This window comes from Flavobacterium sp. MMLR14_040 (assembly GCF_033657265.1).
In the GTDB taxonomy this organism is placed as follows: domain Bacteria; phylum Bacteroidota; class Bacteroidia; order Flavobacteriales; family Flavobacteriaceae; genus Flavobacterium.
Genome location: NZ_JAWVWO010000002.1, coordinates 294,096 through 311,795, shown reverse-complemented (window position 1 = coordinate 311,795; position 17,700 = coordinate 294,096). Strand labels below are relative to the sequence as shown.

The 17,700-nt window shown below is 30.5% G+C and carries 18 protein-coding genes; all 18 read left to right on the top strand.

Going from position 1 to position 17,700, the window contains the following annotated elements:
* The first annotated feature begins 5 nt into the window (after window positions 1-5).
* The 18 genes from rfbF to SD960_RS04045 all read left to right on the top strand — a co-directional run bounded on the left by rfbF (window position 6) and on the right by SD960_RS04045 (window position 17,651).
* Entirely contained in the window at window positions 6-803 is a 798-nt protein-coding gene (rfbF, locus tag SD960_RS04130) for a glucose-1-phosphate cytidylyltransferase (RefSeq protein ID WP_318801090.1), read from the top strand.
* On the top strand, window positions 788-1,903 hold the full coding sequence (gene rfbG, locus SD960_RS04125; protein ID WP_318801089.1) for a CDP-glucose 4,6-dehydratase: 1,116 nt from the start codon (window positions 788-790) through the stop codon (window positions 1,901-1,903). The genes rfbF and rfbG overlap by 16 nt, the downstream gene beginning before the upstream one ends.
* Window positions 1,891-2,334, top strand: coding sequence for a dTDP-4-dehydrorhamnose 3,5-epimerase (locus tag SD960_RS04120; RefSeq protein ID WP_318801088.1), 444 nt, complete (start codon window positions 1,891-1,893; stop codon window positions 2,332-2,334). The genes rfbG and SD960_RS04120 overlap by 13 nt, the downstream gene beginning before the upstream one ends.
* A complete protein-coding gene (locus tag SD960_RS04115; protein ID WP_318801087.1) occupies window positions 2,328-3,278 on the top strand; it encodes an NAD(P)-dependent oxidoreductase in 951 nt (316 codons plus the stop codon). Before SD960_RS04120 ends, SD960_RS04115 begins: the two co-directional genes overlap by 7 nt.
* 11 nt (window positions 3,279-3,289) lie before the next feature.
* Window positions 3,290-4,060 carry a glycosyltransferase family 2 protein gene (locus tag SD960_RS04110; RefSeq protein WP_318801086.1) on the top strand — a complete coding sequence of 257 codons (771 nt, stop codon included), beginning with the start codon at window positions 3,290-3,292 and terminating at the stop codon, window positions 4,058-4,060.
* A 65-nt stretch (window positions 4,061-4,125) separates the two neighbouring features.
* Window positions 4,126-5,220 (top strand): glycosyltransferase, encoded by a 1,095-nt coding sequence (locus SD960_RS04105; RefSeq protein WP_318801085.1) that lies wholly within the window; start codon window positions 4,126-4,128, stop codon window positions 5,218-5,220.
* A 193-nt stretch (window positions 5,221-5,413) separates the two neighbouring features.
* On the top strand, window positions 5,414-6,547 hold the full coding sequence (locus tag SD960_RS04100) for a glycosyltransferase family 1 protein (protein WP_318801084.1): 1,134 nt from the start codon (window positions 5,414-5,416) through the stop codon (window positions 6,545-6,547).
* Window positions 6,548-6,569: 22 nt separating this feature from the next.
* Entirely contained in the window at window positions 6,570-7,382 is an 813-nt protein-coding gene (locus SD960_RS04095; protein ID WP_318801083.1) for a glycosyltransferase family 2 protein, read from the top strand.
* Window positions 7,383-8,282 (top strand): NAD-dependent epimerase/dehydratase family protein, encoded by a 900-nt coding sequence (locus SD960_RS04090; RefSeq protein ID WP_318801082.1) that lies wholly within the window; start codon window positions 7,383-7,385, stop codon window positions 8,280-8,282.
* Window positions 8,283-9,248 carry a glycosyltransferase family 4 protein gene (locus SD960_RS04085; RefSeq protein ID WP_318801081.1) on the top strand — a complete coding sequence of 322 codons (966 nt, stop codon included), beginning with the start codon at window positions 8,283-8,285 and terminating at the stop codon, window positions 9,246-9,248. It abuts the gene before it with no gap.
* Window positions 9,245-9,670 (top strand): WxcM-like domain-containing protein, encoded by a 426-nt coding sequence (locus SD960_RS04080; protein WP_318801080.1) that lies wholly within the window; start codon window positions 9,245-9,247, stop codon window positions 9,668-9,670. The genes SD960_RS04085 and SD960_RS04080 overlap by 4 nt, the downstream gene beginning before the upstream one ends.
* A complete protein-coding gene (locus tag SD960_RS04075) occupies window positions 9,663-10,805 on the top strand; it encodes a DegT/DnrJ/EryC1/StrS family aminotransferase (protein WP_318801079.1) in 1,143 nt (380 codons plus the stop codon). Before SD960_RS04080 ends, SD960_RS04075 begins: the two co-directional genes overlap by 8 nt.
* A 26-nt stretch (window positions 10,806-10,831) precedes the next feature.
* Window positions 10,832-11,380, top strand: coding sequence for a dTDP-4-dehydrorhamnose 3,5-epimerase (rfbC, locus tag SD960_RS04070; protein WP_318801078.1), 549 nt, complete (start codon window positions 10,832-10,834; stop codon window positions 11,378-11,380).
* Window positions 11,380-12,225 (top strand): dTDP-4-dehydrorhamnose reductase, encoded by an 846-nt coding sequence (gene rfbD, locus SD960_RS04065; protein ID WP_318801077.1) that lies wholly within the window; start codon window positions 11,380-11,382, stop codon window positions 12,223-12,225. The genes rfbC and rfbD overlap by 1 nt, the downstream gene beginning before the upstream one ends.
* 78 nt (window positions 12,226-12,303) lie before the next feature.
* The gene (gene rfbA / locus SD960_RS04060; protein WP_318801076.1) at window positions 12,304-13,188 is read left to right on the top strand and encodes a glucose-1-phosphate thymidylyltransferase RfbA; all 885 of its coding nucleotides are present in this window, start codon (window positions 12,304-12,306) and stop codon (window positions 13,186-13,188) included.
* Window positions 13,189-13,274: 86 nt separating this feature from the next.
* Window positions 13,275-15,242 (top strand): nucleoside-diphosphate sugar epimerase/dehydratase, encoded by a 1,968-nt coding sequence (locus tag SD960_RS04055; protein ID WP_318801075.1) that lies wholly within the window; start codon window positions 13,275-13,277, stop codon window positions 15,240-15,242.
* Between the two features lie 217 nt (window positions 15,243-15,459).
* Window positions 15,460-16,326 carry an ABC transporter permease gene (locus tag SD960_RS04050; protein ID WP_318801074.1) on the top strand — a complete coding sequence of 289 codons (867 nt, stop codon included), beginning with the start codon at window positions 15,460-15,462 and terminating at the stop codon, window positions 16,324-16,326.
* 59 nt (window positions 16,327-16,385) lie between these two features.
* The gene (locus tag SD960_RS04045) at window positions 16,386-17,651 is read left to right on the top strand and encodes an ABC transporter ATP-binding protein (RefSeq protein ID WP_318801073.1); all 1,266 of its coding nucleotides are present in this window, start codon (window positions 16,386-16,388) and stop codon (window positions 17,649-17,651) included.
* The last annotated feature ends 49 nt before the right edge of the window (window positions 17,652-17,700 follow it).

Sequence of the window (17,700 nt, the reverse complement as noted above, 5' to 3'; positions counted from 1 at the left end):
ATTTTATGAAAGCAGTAATATTATGTGGAGGTTACGGAACAAGAATTCGTGATGTGGCAGATGATATACCAAAACCAATGATTCCTATTGGAGGAAAACCTATAATTTGGCATATTATGAAGACGTATGCTACATACGGATATTACGATTTTGTACTGTGTATGGGGTATAAAAGTGAAATAATTAAGGATTTTTTTATTAATTATGAACTTCGAAGTGCTGATGTAACTATCAAATTGGGTAAGAAATCGGAACAAATCGTTTCAGAAACAAGTCATGATGAAGATGGTTGGAAAATAACTCTAGCAGAGACTGGTATCAAGGCTATGACTGGAGCTCGCGTTCGACGTATTAAAAAATACATTGGTAATGATTCTCATTTTATGTTAACATATGGTGACGGTGTAGGAGACATAGATATAGAAGCACTGGTTGCTTTTCATAAGTCGCATGGGAAAATGGTTACTCTTACTGGGGTAAGACCTCCGGGGCGTTTTGGAGAATTGGGTATAGCAGAAGATGGTAGTACTATAACTGGTTTTAATGAAAAACCACAAGCAAGTGGTGGACGTATTAATGGGGGGTATTTTGTTTGTAATCGTGAGTTTCTAGATATTCTTAGTGATGATGAAGATTTGGTTTTGGAGCAAGAACCAATGAAAAAGTTGGTAGAGATGGGAGAATTAAAAGTATTCGAGCACGATGGATTTTGGCAACCCATGGATACTTCGAGAGAGTATTCTTTATTGAATGAATTGTATATTAATAATAAGGCACCTTGGGTAAAATGGAACAAAAAATAATCTTTGGAGATGTTTATCGTAATAAAAAAGTATTAGTTACGGGAAATACCGGATTTAAGGGATCGTGGTTATGTACTTGGTTAATTTCATTAGGAGCGGATGTTTTCGGGATTTCGAATGCAATTCCCACCAATCCGTCTATGTTTCAAGAACTGGGGTTGGCGGATAAAATGAAACATTATTTTGCCGATGTTCGTGATTTGGGTGAAATGAGGAAAATTATCTATGAAATTGAGCCTGATTTTGTATTTCATCTTGCAGCACAGCCTATAGTTTCTTTATCTTACAGTGAACCTGTAGATACGATTGCTACAAATGTTATGGGAACCACCAATGTGCTGGAAGTTTTAAGAAATTACACTAAACCTTGTACTGCAATTATTATTACTAGTGATAAATGTTATGATAATGTAGAGTGGATTTATGGTTATAAAGAAACTGATGCTGTTGGAGGAAAAGATATTTACAGTGGAAGTAAAGGTGCTGCTGAATTAATTTTTAAATGTTATTACCATTCTTTTTTCAAAAAAGAAGGCGGAACCGTTCAAGTCGCTTCGGCCCGTGCCGGAAACGTAATTGGGGGTGGAGATTGGGCTTTAGACCGAATTATTCCAGATTGTATGCGTTCATGGAGTGAAGGGAAAGTTGTTGAAATACGAAGTCCAAAAGCAACTAGGCCGTGGCAGCACGTTTTAGAACCTCTTAGTGGTTATTTGCAATTGGGAGAGCGTTTGTATAGGGATCATACTTTGAATGGTGAAAGTTTTAATTTTGGTCCAAAGCCAGAATACAACCATACCGTTCAAGAAATATTGGAAGATATGAGCCTGCGTTGGCATTTCGAAAATTCAAAAGAAGCTTATCAGGTTACAGGAGATATAAAATTCTATGAGGCTGGTTTATTGAAGTTGAATTGCGACAAAGCTTTGTTTCACTTTCAATGGAAGCCAACTTTGAATTATCATACTTTGATAGAGTATACCAGCGACTGGTACTATGAATTTTACAAGAATAGTGGTAATATGTTTTCTTACACACAAGGTCAAATTGAAGGATACGAAAATTTAGCATCACAGGCACATTTAGTATGGACAAAATAACTGTACATGGCGTTTTATTGACTCTATTAAAGAGAATACATCATCCAAAAGGTGATGTTTTTCATGGCATGAAGAAATCGGATCCCGGGTATTCTGGTTTTGGAGAAGCCTACTTTTCTACGATACATACTGATGATACTAAACCATGGAAGAAACATTTAGAAATGACATTAAATTTTGTAGTACCAATAGGAGAAATCCGCTTTGTTATCTTTGATGATAGAGAAAATAGTCCTACAAAAAACAATTTTTTTGATGTAACCCTAGGTGAAAACAAATACCAGAGAATTACTATTCCTCCAGGAGTGTGGGTAGCTTTCCAAGGTGTTGGTTTGAGATTTAACTTATTGTTAAATTTGGCCAATTTGGAGCATGACCCCAATGAAATACAACGTATGGAAAATTTATCAGACATCAAATATAAATGGTAAAAAAGAAAGTACTCGTTACTGGAGGTAGTGGTTATATAGGTGCCCGTCTTTGTTTACATTTGGCAAAGGAAGGTTACTTGGTTACAGCTTTATGTCATTCGAAAATTCCTGATGATAATGAATGGGTTTCTCAAATGGATAGAGTAATTGTTGGTGATGTGAGAAATGAGGAGTTTCTTGATGAGTTATCTGATTATGATTATGAAGTATTGATACATTTGGTGTCATTAGACCATCACCAGTCTAACAGTATTCCTTCAATTGTGACTTCAGTAAATGTCACGCCTGTGTGGTCTTTATTAGATGTCTTTTCAAAAAAGGGATTAAGTAAATTTATCTATTTTTCGACGGCTCAGGTGTATGGAATCCTTCAAAATGAAGTGATAACAGAAAACAGTGCAACTGATACTCGTAATGCCTACGGATTGACTCATTATATCGGAGAGATGTTGTGCGACTATTATAACCGCATTTCGTCTATTGAATGTCGGGTAGTAAGACTCTCAAATAGTTATGGAGCTCCCATATTTGAAGAGAACAATTGTTGGTGGTTGGTCGTGAATGATTTATGTAAAATGGCATATTGTCAAAAGAAAATAATTTTGCAATCAGATGGTACACCATTACGAGACTTTATACATGGTTGGGATTTATGTCATGGTGTTCAGGCTATAATCGAGACTTCAGAGCCATATACGACTTATAATTTAAGTACTGGTAATACTTTTTCTATTTTAGAAATTGCAAAAAAAGTGCAAACTGTTTATGCCAAACGTTACGGAATTGAGTTGCCTCTAGTGGTCACGAAGAATAAAACTAATTCAAAGCCTTCTTTGTATAAGCTAGATAATAGTCTCATTAAAAGTATTGATTTTGAGCCTAAATGGACCCTTGAAGATGGTATAGATGATCTTTTTAATTACCTTGAAAAGATTAAGAAATAAAAATAGAAAAAATGCCTCTAGTTAGTGTAATTGTTACAACTTATAATAGAAAAGAACTTTTAATAGAGACCTTAAATTCAATTTTAAGTCAAACTTTTCAGGATTTTGAACTAATTGTAGTAGACAATTTTTCAAATTATGATTTTTTTAGTCATATTGAAGGCTTAAATGAATCAAAAATAAAACCATTTCAAAATGCAAATAATGGTATTATAGCGATTAATAGAAACTTTGGATTGAAAAAAGCTAAAGGGAAATACATAGCATTTTGTGATGATGACGATGTTTGGTTTCCTAATAAGTTAGAGCGTCAGATTGAAGGATATAAGATTTTTCAGCACAATTCTAATGTCCTAATTTATTCTGAAGTCCTACTTTTTGGTGGAGTTGCTAAAGAAGAAATTTCAAATCGCAAAGTTGTAAAAAATATTAATGATTTAATAAAAAAAAATCAAATTGCACTTTCCTCAACCTTTATATCAAATTCTGAACTATTAGAGTTTGATGAAGATCCAAATTTGGTTACTTCAGAGGATTATGCTTTGTGGCTAAAATTAATTAGTAATGGATACTTACCATTATTTATAAAAGACCCTTTAGTAAGATATAGAATGAGTAGTAATTCTGCGTTTGCAACAATTTCTACCCAAGTTCATATTAAGAACGTTTATACATTAATTAGGCATGTTTTAAAAAATGGTATTTCTGGAATTAACTATTTGCGATATTTTTACAGGATAAATATCGAACTTTTTTATTTTTTTCGCCGAAATAAAAATTAGACAATTTTAATCGCTAACTAGTTTAAGATTGATTTATAGTAATCGATAATAAATTGATAATATTTATGAAAGGTAAGCATATCGTTTTTTTTGTTTCAAGTTTTAATGTGGGTGGCGTAGAACGAGCCTTTGTGAATTTAGCTAATAGTTTTGTTGAAAATGGACATAAGGTTGATTTTGTAGTTAGTCGGAATATTGGAAACCTTCATGCAGAATTAGATATTCGAATAAATGTAATAGATTTAAATGCAAAGAAATTAAGGCATTCTTTTTTTAGTTTATATAAATATATAAAAAGTTCTTCAGCCGATTGTTTAATAGCAGGGCCGACTTACCCGAATATAGTTGCTTTGGTTGCTAATATGCTTGCTTTTAATAAAATGAAAATTATCGTGAGTCAACATAGTTATCAGGATCTTGAAATGCAAAAATTAGGATTAACTGGAAAAATAGCCCCTTTTTTAGTTCAGTTTTTGTATAATAAATCTTATAAAGTTGTTGCGGTTTCAGAAGGAGTAAAGGATTATTTAATTTCAGATTGTAAAGTTCAAGAAAAAAAGATTCAAACGATTTACAATGCAGTAATAAACAATTCTTTTTTTAAGAAATCGGAGGAAGAAATCCCAGAAGCAATAGCAAATAAATTATTAGGAAAAAGGTATATTATCGCTGTAGGAAGATTAGAAGCAGTAAAAAACTATTCTTTCATGCTTCAATCTTTTGTCCAATTGAGAACACAGGGTTTTGATTATGATCTAGTGATTCTAGGAGAGGGAGCAGACCGGGATATGATTGAAAAAAAGATTAATGAGTTAAGATTGAATAATATAATTCATTTATTTGGAGCTTTAGCAAATCCCTTTCCTATTATTAAAAAAGCAAAGCTTTTTATTCACACCTCTTTTTCAGAAGCTATGCCTTTGGTTTATGTAGAATCTTTGGCTTTAAAAGTGCCTGTAGTAACAATAACTAATAAGGGAGCCTTAGAGATTTTGGGAAATATTAAATCAAAATATATTGTAAATTCTCATAATCAGGAAGAATTTACTTCAGCAATATACAAAATGCTTCGATTAAAGTTTTTAGAAGAAGATTTTGTGGAATTGAAACAATTTCATTCAGATGAGATAATGAAATCGTATTTAATGTTAATTGATTAAATGAAAAATAAAAATAATTACCACAGGAGATTTATAGCAAAGAAAAAAATATAAATTTATCAAAATAATAAATACTGATTGAATAGTTTAAAAATGGAACTAAATTTAATCAATATAGATTATAAAGAGAATTAGATAGTAGTAACATGAGTTGCTCAACTAAATTATTCAATTGAAATTGAATTCAAACAAAATGAAAATACTAATTGATTTTACACAAATTCCTTTAAAAAAGGTTGGAGTTGGAGTTTATGCGATGTCTTTATTAAAGGAAATAAACAAAATAAAAAAAAGTGAAGAATATTTTGTAGCTGTTCTAAATGATGACTATGAGGTAATTGAATTATTAAAAGAAAGTAATGTTTTTAAGATTATTTATTTAAAGAAAATTTTTAGAAGACTTGTTTTTAGATTTTTGTTCGAACAATTTTATCTGCCTATTTTAATTTTGAAGAATAAGATTGATGTAGTTCACTCCTTACACTATAGTTTTCCAATTTTACCAATGAAGGTGAAGAAAGTTGTTACTTTACATGATATGACTTTTTTTCTATATCCTAATTTTCACAAAAAAATTAATGTATTCTTTTTTACAAATATGATTAAATTTTCTGTTAAATGTTGTGATGAAATTATCTGTGTATCTGAGGCCACAAAAAGAGATGTTTTCAATATATTAAATGTAAAAAAAGATTTAAGAGAAAAGTTTGTAGTTGTTCCTTTGGGTGTAGATGATAGGAAGGAAATAGTTTTAAATGGAAAAGATTCTAATATTTTGTTGAAACACAGTCTCGAACCCAAAAAATATTTATTATTCATTGGGACCATAGAGCCAAGAAAAAATATTAAATCTATACTAGAAGCTTACTCTATGATTCATGAAAAATATTTAGATTACAAATTGGTTATAGTAGGTAGAAAAGGATGGCATTATGATAATGTTTATCAAACAGTTGAAGAATTAAAATTGGGTGATAGAATTGTATTTACCGATTTTGTAACTGAAAATGAGAAAAACAATTTGTTGGCCAATTGCTATTTATTTTTGTATCCTTCTTTTTACGAAGGTTTTGGAATTCCCGTATTAGAAGCAATGTCATTTGGGATCCCTACTATTACAAGTAAAATATCTTCAATGCCTGAAGTATCAGGTGATGCAGCAATTTTAATCGATCCATATAACGTTAAAGAAATAGCAGATGGAATAACCCTTCTTATCGATGACAAATTTCTTTATCAAGACTTAGTGGCAAAATCCCTAAAACAAGTTAAAAAGTTTACGTGGAATCAGATGGCTACAAGTACTATGAAAGCCTATTTAGAATAACTAGATAATTTTTGATAACCATATGATTATAACAGTTTCAGTAGTTTTATATAATACGAATTTAGATGATTTATTAAAAGGTATAAATAGTATTTTTCAAACAAATTTAAACATAAAGCTTTTTTTAATTGATAACTCAATAACGGATAAATTAAGAGAATTTATAAACGATCCAAGAACTATTTACATTCACAATCCCTCAAATCCAGGTTTTGGTCCTGCTCATAATATTGCTATTCAGAAGTCAATAGAACAAGGAGCTAAATATCATTTTATTGTTAATCCGGATATTTATTTTCATGAGGATGTTATTTCTCCAATGATCAGTTTCATGGAGAATGATGCGTCAATTGGTATGATGATGCCACAAATATTAAATTTAGACGGAACCGTTCAAAATTTACCAAAATTATTGCCAAGTCCATTTGATATTTTGTGGAGAAAATTAAAGAAGCCTCAAAAAGCCTATGAAAAATTCATTAATCAATATGAATTAAGGCAAGTAGCAAAAGATATGATTTATAATGCTCCCGTCCTTTCAGGATGCTTTACATTATTAAATTTAGAAGCTATTAAAAAAGTTGGAATGTATGATGATAAATTTTTCATGTATTTTGAAGATTGGGATTTGTCGAGAAGAATTCATCAGCATTATAAAACAATATATTTTCCATTAGTATCTGTTTATCATGGATATGATTCAGGAGCTAATAAAAGTAGTAGATTATTTAAGATTTTTTTAAATTCTGCAGTGACTTATTTTAATAAATGGGGATGGTTTTTAGATCGTGAAAGAGTGAAGATAAATAAAAGCGCATTATCTCAATTTACATAAATGAAAATAAATATTACAGGTTCATCTGGATTTGTTGGTAAAAACCTTTCTGATTATTTATCAGTTAATTTTTTTTCGATTGAAAAAATTTCTTTGCGAAATTTAAATTGGAAAAATAATCTGACCGGAGATGCCATTATTCATTTAGCTGGAAAAGCACACGATACAAAGAATACTAGTCACGCATCCGAATATTTTGAAGTTAACACAAATCTAACTAAAGAGTTATTCGATGAATTTTTAAAAAGCAATATTAAAGATTTTATCTATTTCAGTAGTGTTAAGGCAGTTGCAGACGAAGTGCCTGAGATATTGTACGAAGATATAAATCCAAATCCTCAAACTCCATATGGTCAATCAAAATTAAAAGCTGAAGAATATATTTTATCAAAAAATATTCCAGAAGGAAAAAGAGTTTTTATTATTAGGCCTTGCATGATTCATGGTCCCGGAAATAAAGGAAATTTAAATTTACTTTATAGTGTGGTCAATAAAAGAATACCTTATCCATTAGCCGCTTTTTACAATGAAAGATCCTTTTTAGGAATAGATAATTTAAATTATTTGATTAAGGAAATTTTGCAAAACAAAGAAATTCCTTCTGGAGTCTATAATTTTGCAGATGATGAAGTGTTATCAACAAATAAGCTGATTGAAATAATTTCGAATACTGCTAATAAAAAGAATTTATCGATAGCAATACCTAAAGGTTTAATAAACGTTATTGCAAAATTCGGAGATTTGATAAAATTCCCTTTAAATTCTGAAACAATACAAAAGTTAACAGAAAACTATAGGGTTTCAAATGAAAAAATAAAGTTAGCTATAGGAATTGAGAAACTTCCAAACACAGCACGGCAAGGACTCGAAAAAACAATCAAAAGTTTCATAACCAAATAAATGGAATATACAATACTTGGAATTCTTTTAATGATCATAATGCTGTTATACTTCAAAGTAGCAGATAAGTTTAATATCATTGACAAACCCAATCAAAGAAGCTCACATAGCGAAATTACCTTAAGAGGTGGAGGAATTATTTTTTGGTTCTCTGCCTTGCTTTATTTTATACAGCATTTTCAGGATAACTACTTTTTCTTTACCGGAATTACATTGGTAAGTTTAGTGAGTTTTTGGGATGACATTCAAAATCTTTCAAATAAAATTCGAATTTCAGTTCATTTTATTTCGATAACCTTAATTTTTTTTGATTTAGGATTATTTAATCTTGTTCCTGTGTGGGGAGTAATAATAGCTTATGTTTTAGCTATCGGACTAATTAATGCCTACAATTTCATGGATGGAATTAATGGTATTACTGGTTTATACACTTTAGTTGTAATGGGGACATTGTTATATGTAAATACAAAGATTCAACTTTTTACAGATGGCAATTTTATAAAATATGCAATGATTGCAAGTTTAGTTTTCTTATTTTTTAATTACAGAAAAAAAGCTAAATGTTTTGCTGGTGATGTAGGTAGTATTGCAATCGCTTTTTGGATAATTTATTTGATCTTAAAGCTTATTCTGATAACAAATTCGGTTATCTGGCTTTTATTTTTAGCTATTTATGGAGTCGATGCTATTTGTACCATATTGCATCGACTATATTTAAAACAAAATATTTTCGAAGCGCATCGTTTACATCTTTATCAGGTATTAAGTAACGAATATAAAATTCAGCATAGGTTGGTTTCATTATATTATGCACTGGCACAAATAGTAATTTCTATTTTGGTTATTTATTTTTATCAAAAAGTACAAGATTTATATTTATTTGTATTTATAATTACGCCTCTGCTTTTAGTATATACTTTAAAATTTTATTTATTGAATAAAAATAATTTGAAAGTTAATATATGACTCCTAAAATAATTCAGGGCGGAAATTTTTCAGATCATCGCGGAACTATTTCATTTGTAAATGATTTTAGTTTTAAAGATATCGAAAGGTTTTACATTATTAGTAATTCAGATGAAAATCCAATTCGCGCCTGGCAAGGACATAAGTTAGATGCGAAGAATTTCTATTGCTTAAGCGGATCTTTTAACATTCATTTTGTAAAAATTGATAATTGGGAAAAGCCTTCAAAAGATTTAGTTATAGAAACAATATTTGTTTCTGATTCAGAAAGTAAAATTGTTCATGTTCCGGCTGGTTATGCAAATGCGATAGAATCTCTTCAAACAAATTCAAAATTAATTTCCTTTTCTACTTTACCGTTAGAAAATGTCAGCGATGATGATGTTCGTTATAATTCAGATTATTGGAAGATAAATGGATAATAAACGAATTTATTTATCCCTTTCACAACAAAGTGGTTTTGAACAAGAATATATTCAGAAAGCACTAGAAACAAATTGGCTTACATCTGGTGGTCCAAATGTTGATGATTTTGAAAATAAATTACAAAATTATTTTTCCAATGCATCATTCATTACAGCATTAAACTCAGGAACTTCTGCCATACATTTGGCTTTAATTTTATTAGGAGTAAAAGCTGAAGATGAGGTCATTTGTCAGACTTTGACGTTTTCGGCATCAGCCAATCCTATTTTATACCAGGGAGCAATCCCTGTTTTTGTAGATAGTGAAGCGGATACTTGGAATATCAGTCCCGAATTTCTTGAAATTGCTATAAAAGATAGAATTAAAAAAGGAAAGAAACCTAAAGCAATCATTACTGTTCATTTATATGGGAATCCATATAAAGTTGAAGAAATACATACAATTGCAGAACGCTATAATATTCCGATAATTGAAGATAGTGCAGAAGCACTTGGGAGTTCTTATAAAGGTAAAAAATGTGGCACTTTTGGAGCTTTTGGAATTCTTTCATTTAATGGAAATAAAATTATTACAACTTCCAGTGGAGGTGCATTAATTTCAAATTCAAAAGAATCAAAAGAAAAAGCGATTTTTTACTCAACCCAATCAAAAGATATTGCTGTGCATTATCAACATAGTGAAATTGGTTATAATTATAGAATGAGCAATGTTTGTGCAGGTATTGGACTGGGCCAAATTAAAGTACTTGACAATAATATTTCAACAAGAAGAACAACCCATTTTTTTTATAAGGATCTTTTTGATAGTATTAAAAATGTAACTCTTTTCGAAGTATTAAATGAAGATTATTTTTCAAACTATTGGTTAAATGCGATTTTGGTTGAGCCAATTTTGGAGAAAAATATAAATAGCGAAACTTTGCGATTGGCTTTTGAAAAAGCAAATATTGAAACTCGGCCACTTTGGAAACCAATGCACCTACAGCCTGTTTTTCTGAAATATCCATATTACGGTAATAAAATTGCTGAGGACTTATTTTCAAAAGGTCTTTGCCTGCCTTCCGGATCAAATTTATCAAAAGAGGATAAAATTAGAATTGAAGAAGTTATCAAAACCTTTTTTAATTATTAAAAAGAAATAAGAATTAGATTTTTAATATGAAAATTGAAGAAACATTTATAAAAGATTTAGTGGTTGTAGAACCAACCGTTTTTGGGGATGAAAGAGGGTATTTTTTTGAATCCTATAGTAAAACTAAATTTGAAGATTTAGGAATTAATATTGAATTTGTTCAGGACAATCAATCCTTTTCAAAAAAAGGCACTTTAAGAGGCTTACATTATCAAAACCCACCTTTTGCGCAAACAAAATTAGTTCGTGTTTTAGAAGGGAAAATAATTGATGTTGCAGTAGATTTAAGAAAAGATTCTCCTACTTATGGAAAAGCTTTTAGTGTTTTATTATCAGCAGAAAACAAAAAACAATTATTAGTTCCTCAAGGATTTGCACACGGTTTTTCGGTTATTAGCGAAACAGCTTCCGTAATGTATAAATGTGATCAATTTTATAATAAAGCATCTGAAGGCGGAATTAAATACGATGATCCATCGGTTAATATCGATTGGGGTATGAATTTAGAAGATGCAATAGTTTCTGAAAAAGACCAGATACTTCCTTTTATCGAAAATTGTAATAGTTTATTTTAATGAAAAAAATTCTTGTAACGGGAGCAAATGGACAATTAGGATCTGAACTCAATTTTTTATCCGTTAATTATCCAAATTATCAATGGATCTTTGCAGACAGAACGATGGTTACATTAGATAATCTCGATCTTTTGAATACGCAATTAAAAAATATTCAGCCCAATATAATTTTAAATTGTGGCGCCTATACTGCAGTTGATAAAGCAGAGACTGAAAAAGAATTAGCATTTACAATTAACAATTTAGCTGTTGAGTTAATAGCAAAATATGCTGCAGAAAATAAAGCGAAATTAATTCACATTTCAACAGATTATGTTTTTGATGGATCTTCAGCTATGGCATTAAATGAAGAAGCACCCACCAATCCGATAAATGTTTATGGAGAAAGTAAGTTGGCTGGGGAAATAGCATGTTTAAATAATAACCCTGATTCAATTGTTATTAGAACTTCTTGGGTATATAGCAAATTTGGCAACAATTTTGTTAAGACAATGCAAAGATTAATGCAGGAAAGAGAATCGATTAATGTCGTTAATGACCAAATTGGTTCCCCAACTTATGCTGCCGATTTGGCTCAGGCGATGATTGATATCTTGGAATCTTCGAATTGGGTTTCCGGTATTTACAATTATTCAAACGAAGGAGAAATAAGCTGGTATGAGTTTGCATTAAGCATAAAAGAATTTGGAGGCTATAATTGTAATGTTGGCGGAATCCCATCCTCTTCATATCCAACTCCTGCAAAAAGACCGGAATTTTCACTGTTAGATAAGAAAAAAATTAAAGCTATTTATAATTTAAATATCCCCAATTATAAAGAGAGTTTAGCAAAAATGTTTGTATAAAATAAAGATGATTTAAGATTCGACTTTAATGTTTTAGCATTGGAAAAAAGTCTATCCAAAATATAAAAAAAAAGATTTATGAAAGGAATTATATTAGCCGGAGGTTCAGGCACGCGTTTGCATCCTTTAACATTAGCAATGAGCAAGCAAATGATGCCTGTTTATGATAAACCGATGATTTATTATCCGTTATCAACGTTGATGATGTCCGGGATTAATGAAATATTAATTATTTCTACTCCACATGATTTGCCGAATTTTAAAAAATTATTAGGGGATGGTTCTAGCTTGGGCTGTAAATTTAGTTATGCAGAGCAGGCGATTCCTAACGGACTAGCTCAGGCTTTTGTAATTGGAGAAGAATTTATCGGTAAAGATGACGTAGCGTTAATACTTGGGGATAATATCTTTTTTGGTTCCAACATGCAAGAACTATTAAAGTCAAATACAAAACCAGATGGAGGTGTAGTTTTTGCTTATCATGTTTCAGATCCTGAACGTTATGGTGTAGTTGAATTTGACGAGAATTACAAAGCGATTTCTATCGAAGAAAAACCAGAAGAACCAAAATCCAGTTATGCTGTTCCGGGATTATATTTTTATGATAATTCAGTAGTAGAAATTGCTAAAAATATTAAGCCAAGTGCCAGAGGTGAGTATGAAATTACCGACGTAAATAAAGTTTATTTAGAAAAAGAAGCTTTAAAAGTTGGTATTTTGAGCAGAGGGACGGCATGGTTAGACACTGGAACTTTTAATAGTTTGATGCAGGCAGGACAATTTGTTCAGGTTCTTGAAGAAAGACAAGGATTAAAAGTAGGTTGTATAGAAGAAATTGCATGGAGACAAGGCTTTATAAATGATACTCAGTTAGAAGAACTTGCCTTGCCTTTAGTTAAATCCGGATACGGATCTTATTTAATTGATTTTTTAAAACAAAAGAAAAAAGTTGTTAAAGTTTAATTTCTGTTAGAGAAACAATTTTTTGAAACCTTTAATTTGTACTTTTGTATGTAATACGAAGTTTACAAAATTAAACAGAACCCAAATTGAATACAGAAGAGCAAGCTAAAATAAGGACTTTGTTCCATAATTTCCTATCCCCGAGAAATTTAAGGGCAAATATTAATAACCTGAGCTATTTACCCAGGTGGATTATTATTGCTATAGATGTTATGGTGCTGATTTTTTCGTTCACATTTACATACATGCTGTTTGAAGGGACAGCATTAGGTTATATTGTTACATCACATCATTTTTACTTTGTTGGGAGCTTACTTTTTGTAAATATATTTTTCTTTTGGTTGTTTAGAACCTATTCGGGAATTATTAGACATTCCTCTTATATAGACGCTATCAAACTATTGTTTTCTCAAATGTCAGTTTTAGTGTTCTTTCTGTTTTTTAATCTGGTTTTCGAATTATACGCCGGACATAAAGCTTTTTTAAATACAGCTCTCTTTATTAATTTAGTCCTGTCTTTTTGCGGATTGTTTTTATATCGTGTAATTGTAAAACAGACTTTTGAATTATACTTTTCAGAGAAAACAAGCACTAAATTAATTAGAACAGTTATTTACGGAACAGATGCCAATGCTATCTCGGTAGCCAATGCATTAAAGTTTGAAACGCCTTCTCGTTTTAAAATAGTTGGTTTTGTTGATAAGAACAATCAAAATGCATCTAAGAGAATGTTGGATTTGCCAATTTTGATTTTAAGGAAAAAATTGCCAGCCTTAATGCGTTCCGTTGCTGCAGAAGGTGTAATTATAGCGGATAAAAGTTTAACAAAAGATGAACAGTTAATTATTGTTGATCAATGTTTAGAGTTCAATTATAGAGTTTATACAGTTCCTTTGATTTCTGACTGGGAAAATCAAAAAGAAATTTCTCAAAAGGTAAAAAATATCCAGATTGAAGATTTATTAGAAAGAAAACCGATAGTTCTGGATAGTAAATCAATTTCAAAGCAATTAAAAGACAAAACAATTCTTATCACAGGTGCAGCCGGTTCCATAGGAAGTGAGATAGTAAGACAAGTACTTGGATTTAATCCTAAAAAAGTAATTATTTTAGATCATGCTGAAACTCCACTTCATAACTTATGTTTGGAGACTTTGAGTATGAATTCTGAAACAAAAATTATTGCTGTAATTGCTGATGTAAGAAGTAAGAAAGCATTAGAAAAAGTTTTTAAAATGCATACCCCACATGTTGTTTTTCATGCTGCTGCTTATAAACATGTGCCATTAATGGAAGAAAATCCTTCACAGGCAATATTAACGAATATTAAGGGGACTAAAAATTTAGCTGATTTAGCGTGTAAATACTTTGTAAAGAAGTTTGTAATGGTCTCAACAGATAAGGCTGTTAATCCGAGCAATGTAATGGGAGCCAGCAAACGAATTGCTGAAAAATATGTACAGTCTCTATTTTTGAAAAACCAAAAAGAGAATGTAGAAGGTGCAACAAAATTTATTACTACTCGTTTTGGAAATGTTCTGGGATCAAATGGCTCAGTTGTTCCTTTGTTTACCAAACAAATTGCTGAAGGCGGACCGGTAACAATTACACATCAGGATATCATACGATATTTTATGACAATTCCTGAAGCTTGTCAATTAGTTTTAGAAGCCGGAGCGATGGGTAACGGAGGGGAAATTTATATTTTTGATATGGGTAAACCGGTTAAAATAATTGATTTGGCGAAGAAAATGATTAAACTGGCAGGTTTTATTCCTGATAAGGAAATAAAAATAAAAATTGTTGGTCTACGACCAGGTGAAAAATTATATGAAGAGTTATTAAACGATACATCTAAAACTTTACCAACTTATCATAATAAAATCATGATAGCACAAGAGATACAGGATGAATATGAAAACCTGCATACTGAAGTCGATGAGCTTATTGGAATTGCTGATTTTTATGATAACGATGACATTGTATCTAAAATGAAAAAAATAGTTCCGGAATTTAAAAGCATGAATTCAGCTTTTGAAGTTTTAGACAAGTAATTTGCTTAATACAGACGAGAAATTTTAAATCGATATTTAAAAAGGTGTTTTAATAAAACGCCTTTTTTGCTTTTTATATATTTGGGAATTGAGTAAAAATCTTGTTAATTCTATTGCGCTGAATCGATTTTTAATTATAATTTATAAGTAACTAAAAAATACTTTTTTATAATTTTTAAATGACTATTATTGCACTCCAAATTGTAATCAAAATAAAATGAAGAATAACAATGTTTCAAATGATTGGCTATTTGAAATAACACCAAAAAACAAATTTTTTTCGCTTAATCTTAAAGAAGTTTGGCAATATCGTGATTTACTATTCTTATTTGTAAAACGTGATGTAATTACAGTATACAAACAAACCGTTTTGGGACCTCTTTGGTATTTAATCCAGCCTTTGTTTACTTCGGTAACTTTTACAATAATTTTTAACAATGTCGCTGGTATAAATACGGGCACAGTTCCTCCTTTTTTATTCAATTTAGCAGGGATTACGGTATGGAATTATTTTACAGCCTGCCTTAACGGAACTTCTGATACTTTTAAAACTAATGCAAATATATTCGGGAAAGTTTATTTCCCGAGAATTATAACACCGCTATCAGTTGTAATTTCTAATTTAATTAAGTTTGGTATTCAATTTTTGATCTTCATAATATTTTATATTTTTTATTATTTTCAGGGCTCAAATTTAGGATTAAATAACATGGTATTATTTTTTCCGGTCTTAATTGCAATTATGGGACTTTTAGGATTAGGTCTTGGAATGCTTATCTCATCTATGGTAACTAAATATCGTGATTTTAGTTATTTAGTTGGATTTGGTATACAACTTCTTATGTATTTATCTGCAGTAATGTATCCGATGGAATTGATTGAAGAAAAACTACCAACGTATGGCTGGCTTGTTCAATATAATCCATTGGCCTATATTATTCAAACTACCCGTTATATGCTTTTAAATGTTGGAGAAATTTCAATTTTGGGATTGGTTTATACTTTTGTGGTTACAATTACCATATTTTTTATTGGTCTTTTAATTTTCAATAAAACTGAAAAAAGCTTTATAGATACAGTTTAGGTTAATTTTCGATCAAAAAGAATAAATTCTTATAAATTACAATTAATAATATATTATAATTGGGAAAAGATATCATTTTAAAAGCTGAAAATGTCTCTAAACAATATCGATTAGGACAAGTAGGAACTGGCACATTGAGTCATGACCTAAATAGATGGTGGCATCAGATTAGAGGAAAAGAAAATCCATATTTAAAAATTGGAGAAACGAATGATCGTTCTACAAAAGGTAACTCTGATTATGTTTGGGCATTACAGGATATAAATTTTGAAGTTGAAAGGGGTGAAGTTTTAGGTATTATTGGTAAAAATGGAGCAGGAAAATCAACACTTTTAAAAATACTCTCAAAAGTGACGGCACCAACAACAGGAAGTATTAAGTCACGTGGGCGTATTGCTTCTTTACTTGAAGTTGGTACAGGATTTAATGGCGAAATGACAGGAAGAGAAAATATCTTTTTAAATGGAGCAATTTTGGGTATGACCAAAAAAGAAATCGCTTCAAAACTTGATGAAATAGTAGAGTTTTCGGGTTGTCAACGTTATATAGATACTCCCGTTAAACGTTATAGCAGCGGAATGACTGTACGCTTAGCATTTGCGGTTGCTGCTTTTTTAGAACCTGAAATTTTAGTTATAGATGAGGTTTTAGCTGTTGGTGATGCCGAATTTCAGAAAAAAGCAATTGGCAAAATGCAAGATGTTTCTAAACAAGAAGGAAGAACTGTTTTGTTTGTGAGCCACAATATGGCAGCAATTAGACAATTGTGTACAAAGACTATCATGATGGAAAATGGCATGATTATTTTTGAAGGAAGTACGAATGATGGAATTGACTACTATTTGCAATCTAATCAATATGAAGGTTATAAAGGAATTTATAATAATGAATCTGTTGGAGAATCCGGTTTTGTAAATATTTCTTTAGTTGATAAAGAAAATGTTAATAGAACTGAATTTGGCTTTGATGAATCTATTGTAATCAAAATAAAAGTTAAAGTTGCCAGACAGCACCTGAAAGCACATTTAGGTTTTAGACTAGTTGATAGAAAGGAAAGAGTAATTTTTACATCAGAAATCAAATTATCAGACAAAATTAGTGAAGCTGGTATACATCAGTTTGAAGTAAAATTGCCACAAAAGTTTTTAGTGCCCAATCAATTCAATCTTACTTTTGGCTTACATCTGCCTAACGTCGAATTAATTGATTATAGAGAAGAATGCTTATCTTTTGAAATTATTGAAACAGGATCAGATTTACATATCTATGGTAAAAATGATTATGGATGTGTTTTTGTAGATTGTAATTGGGGAATTATTAATTAACTTTCTATTTATACTTTTTAAAAGTTATGAGTAATTTCGTCCAAAAAAC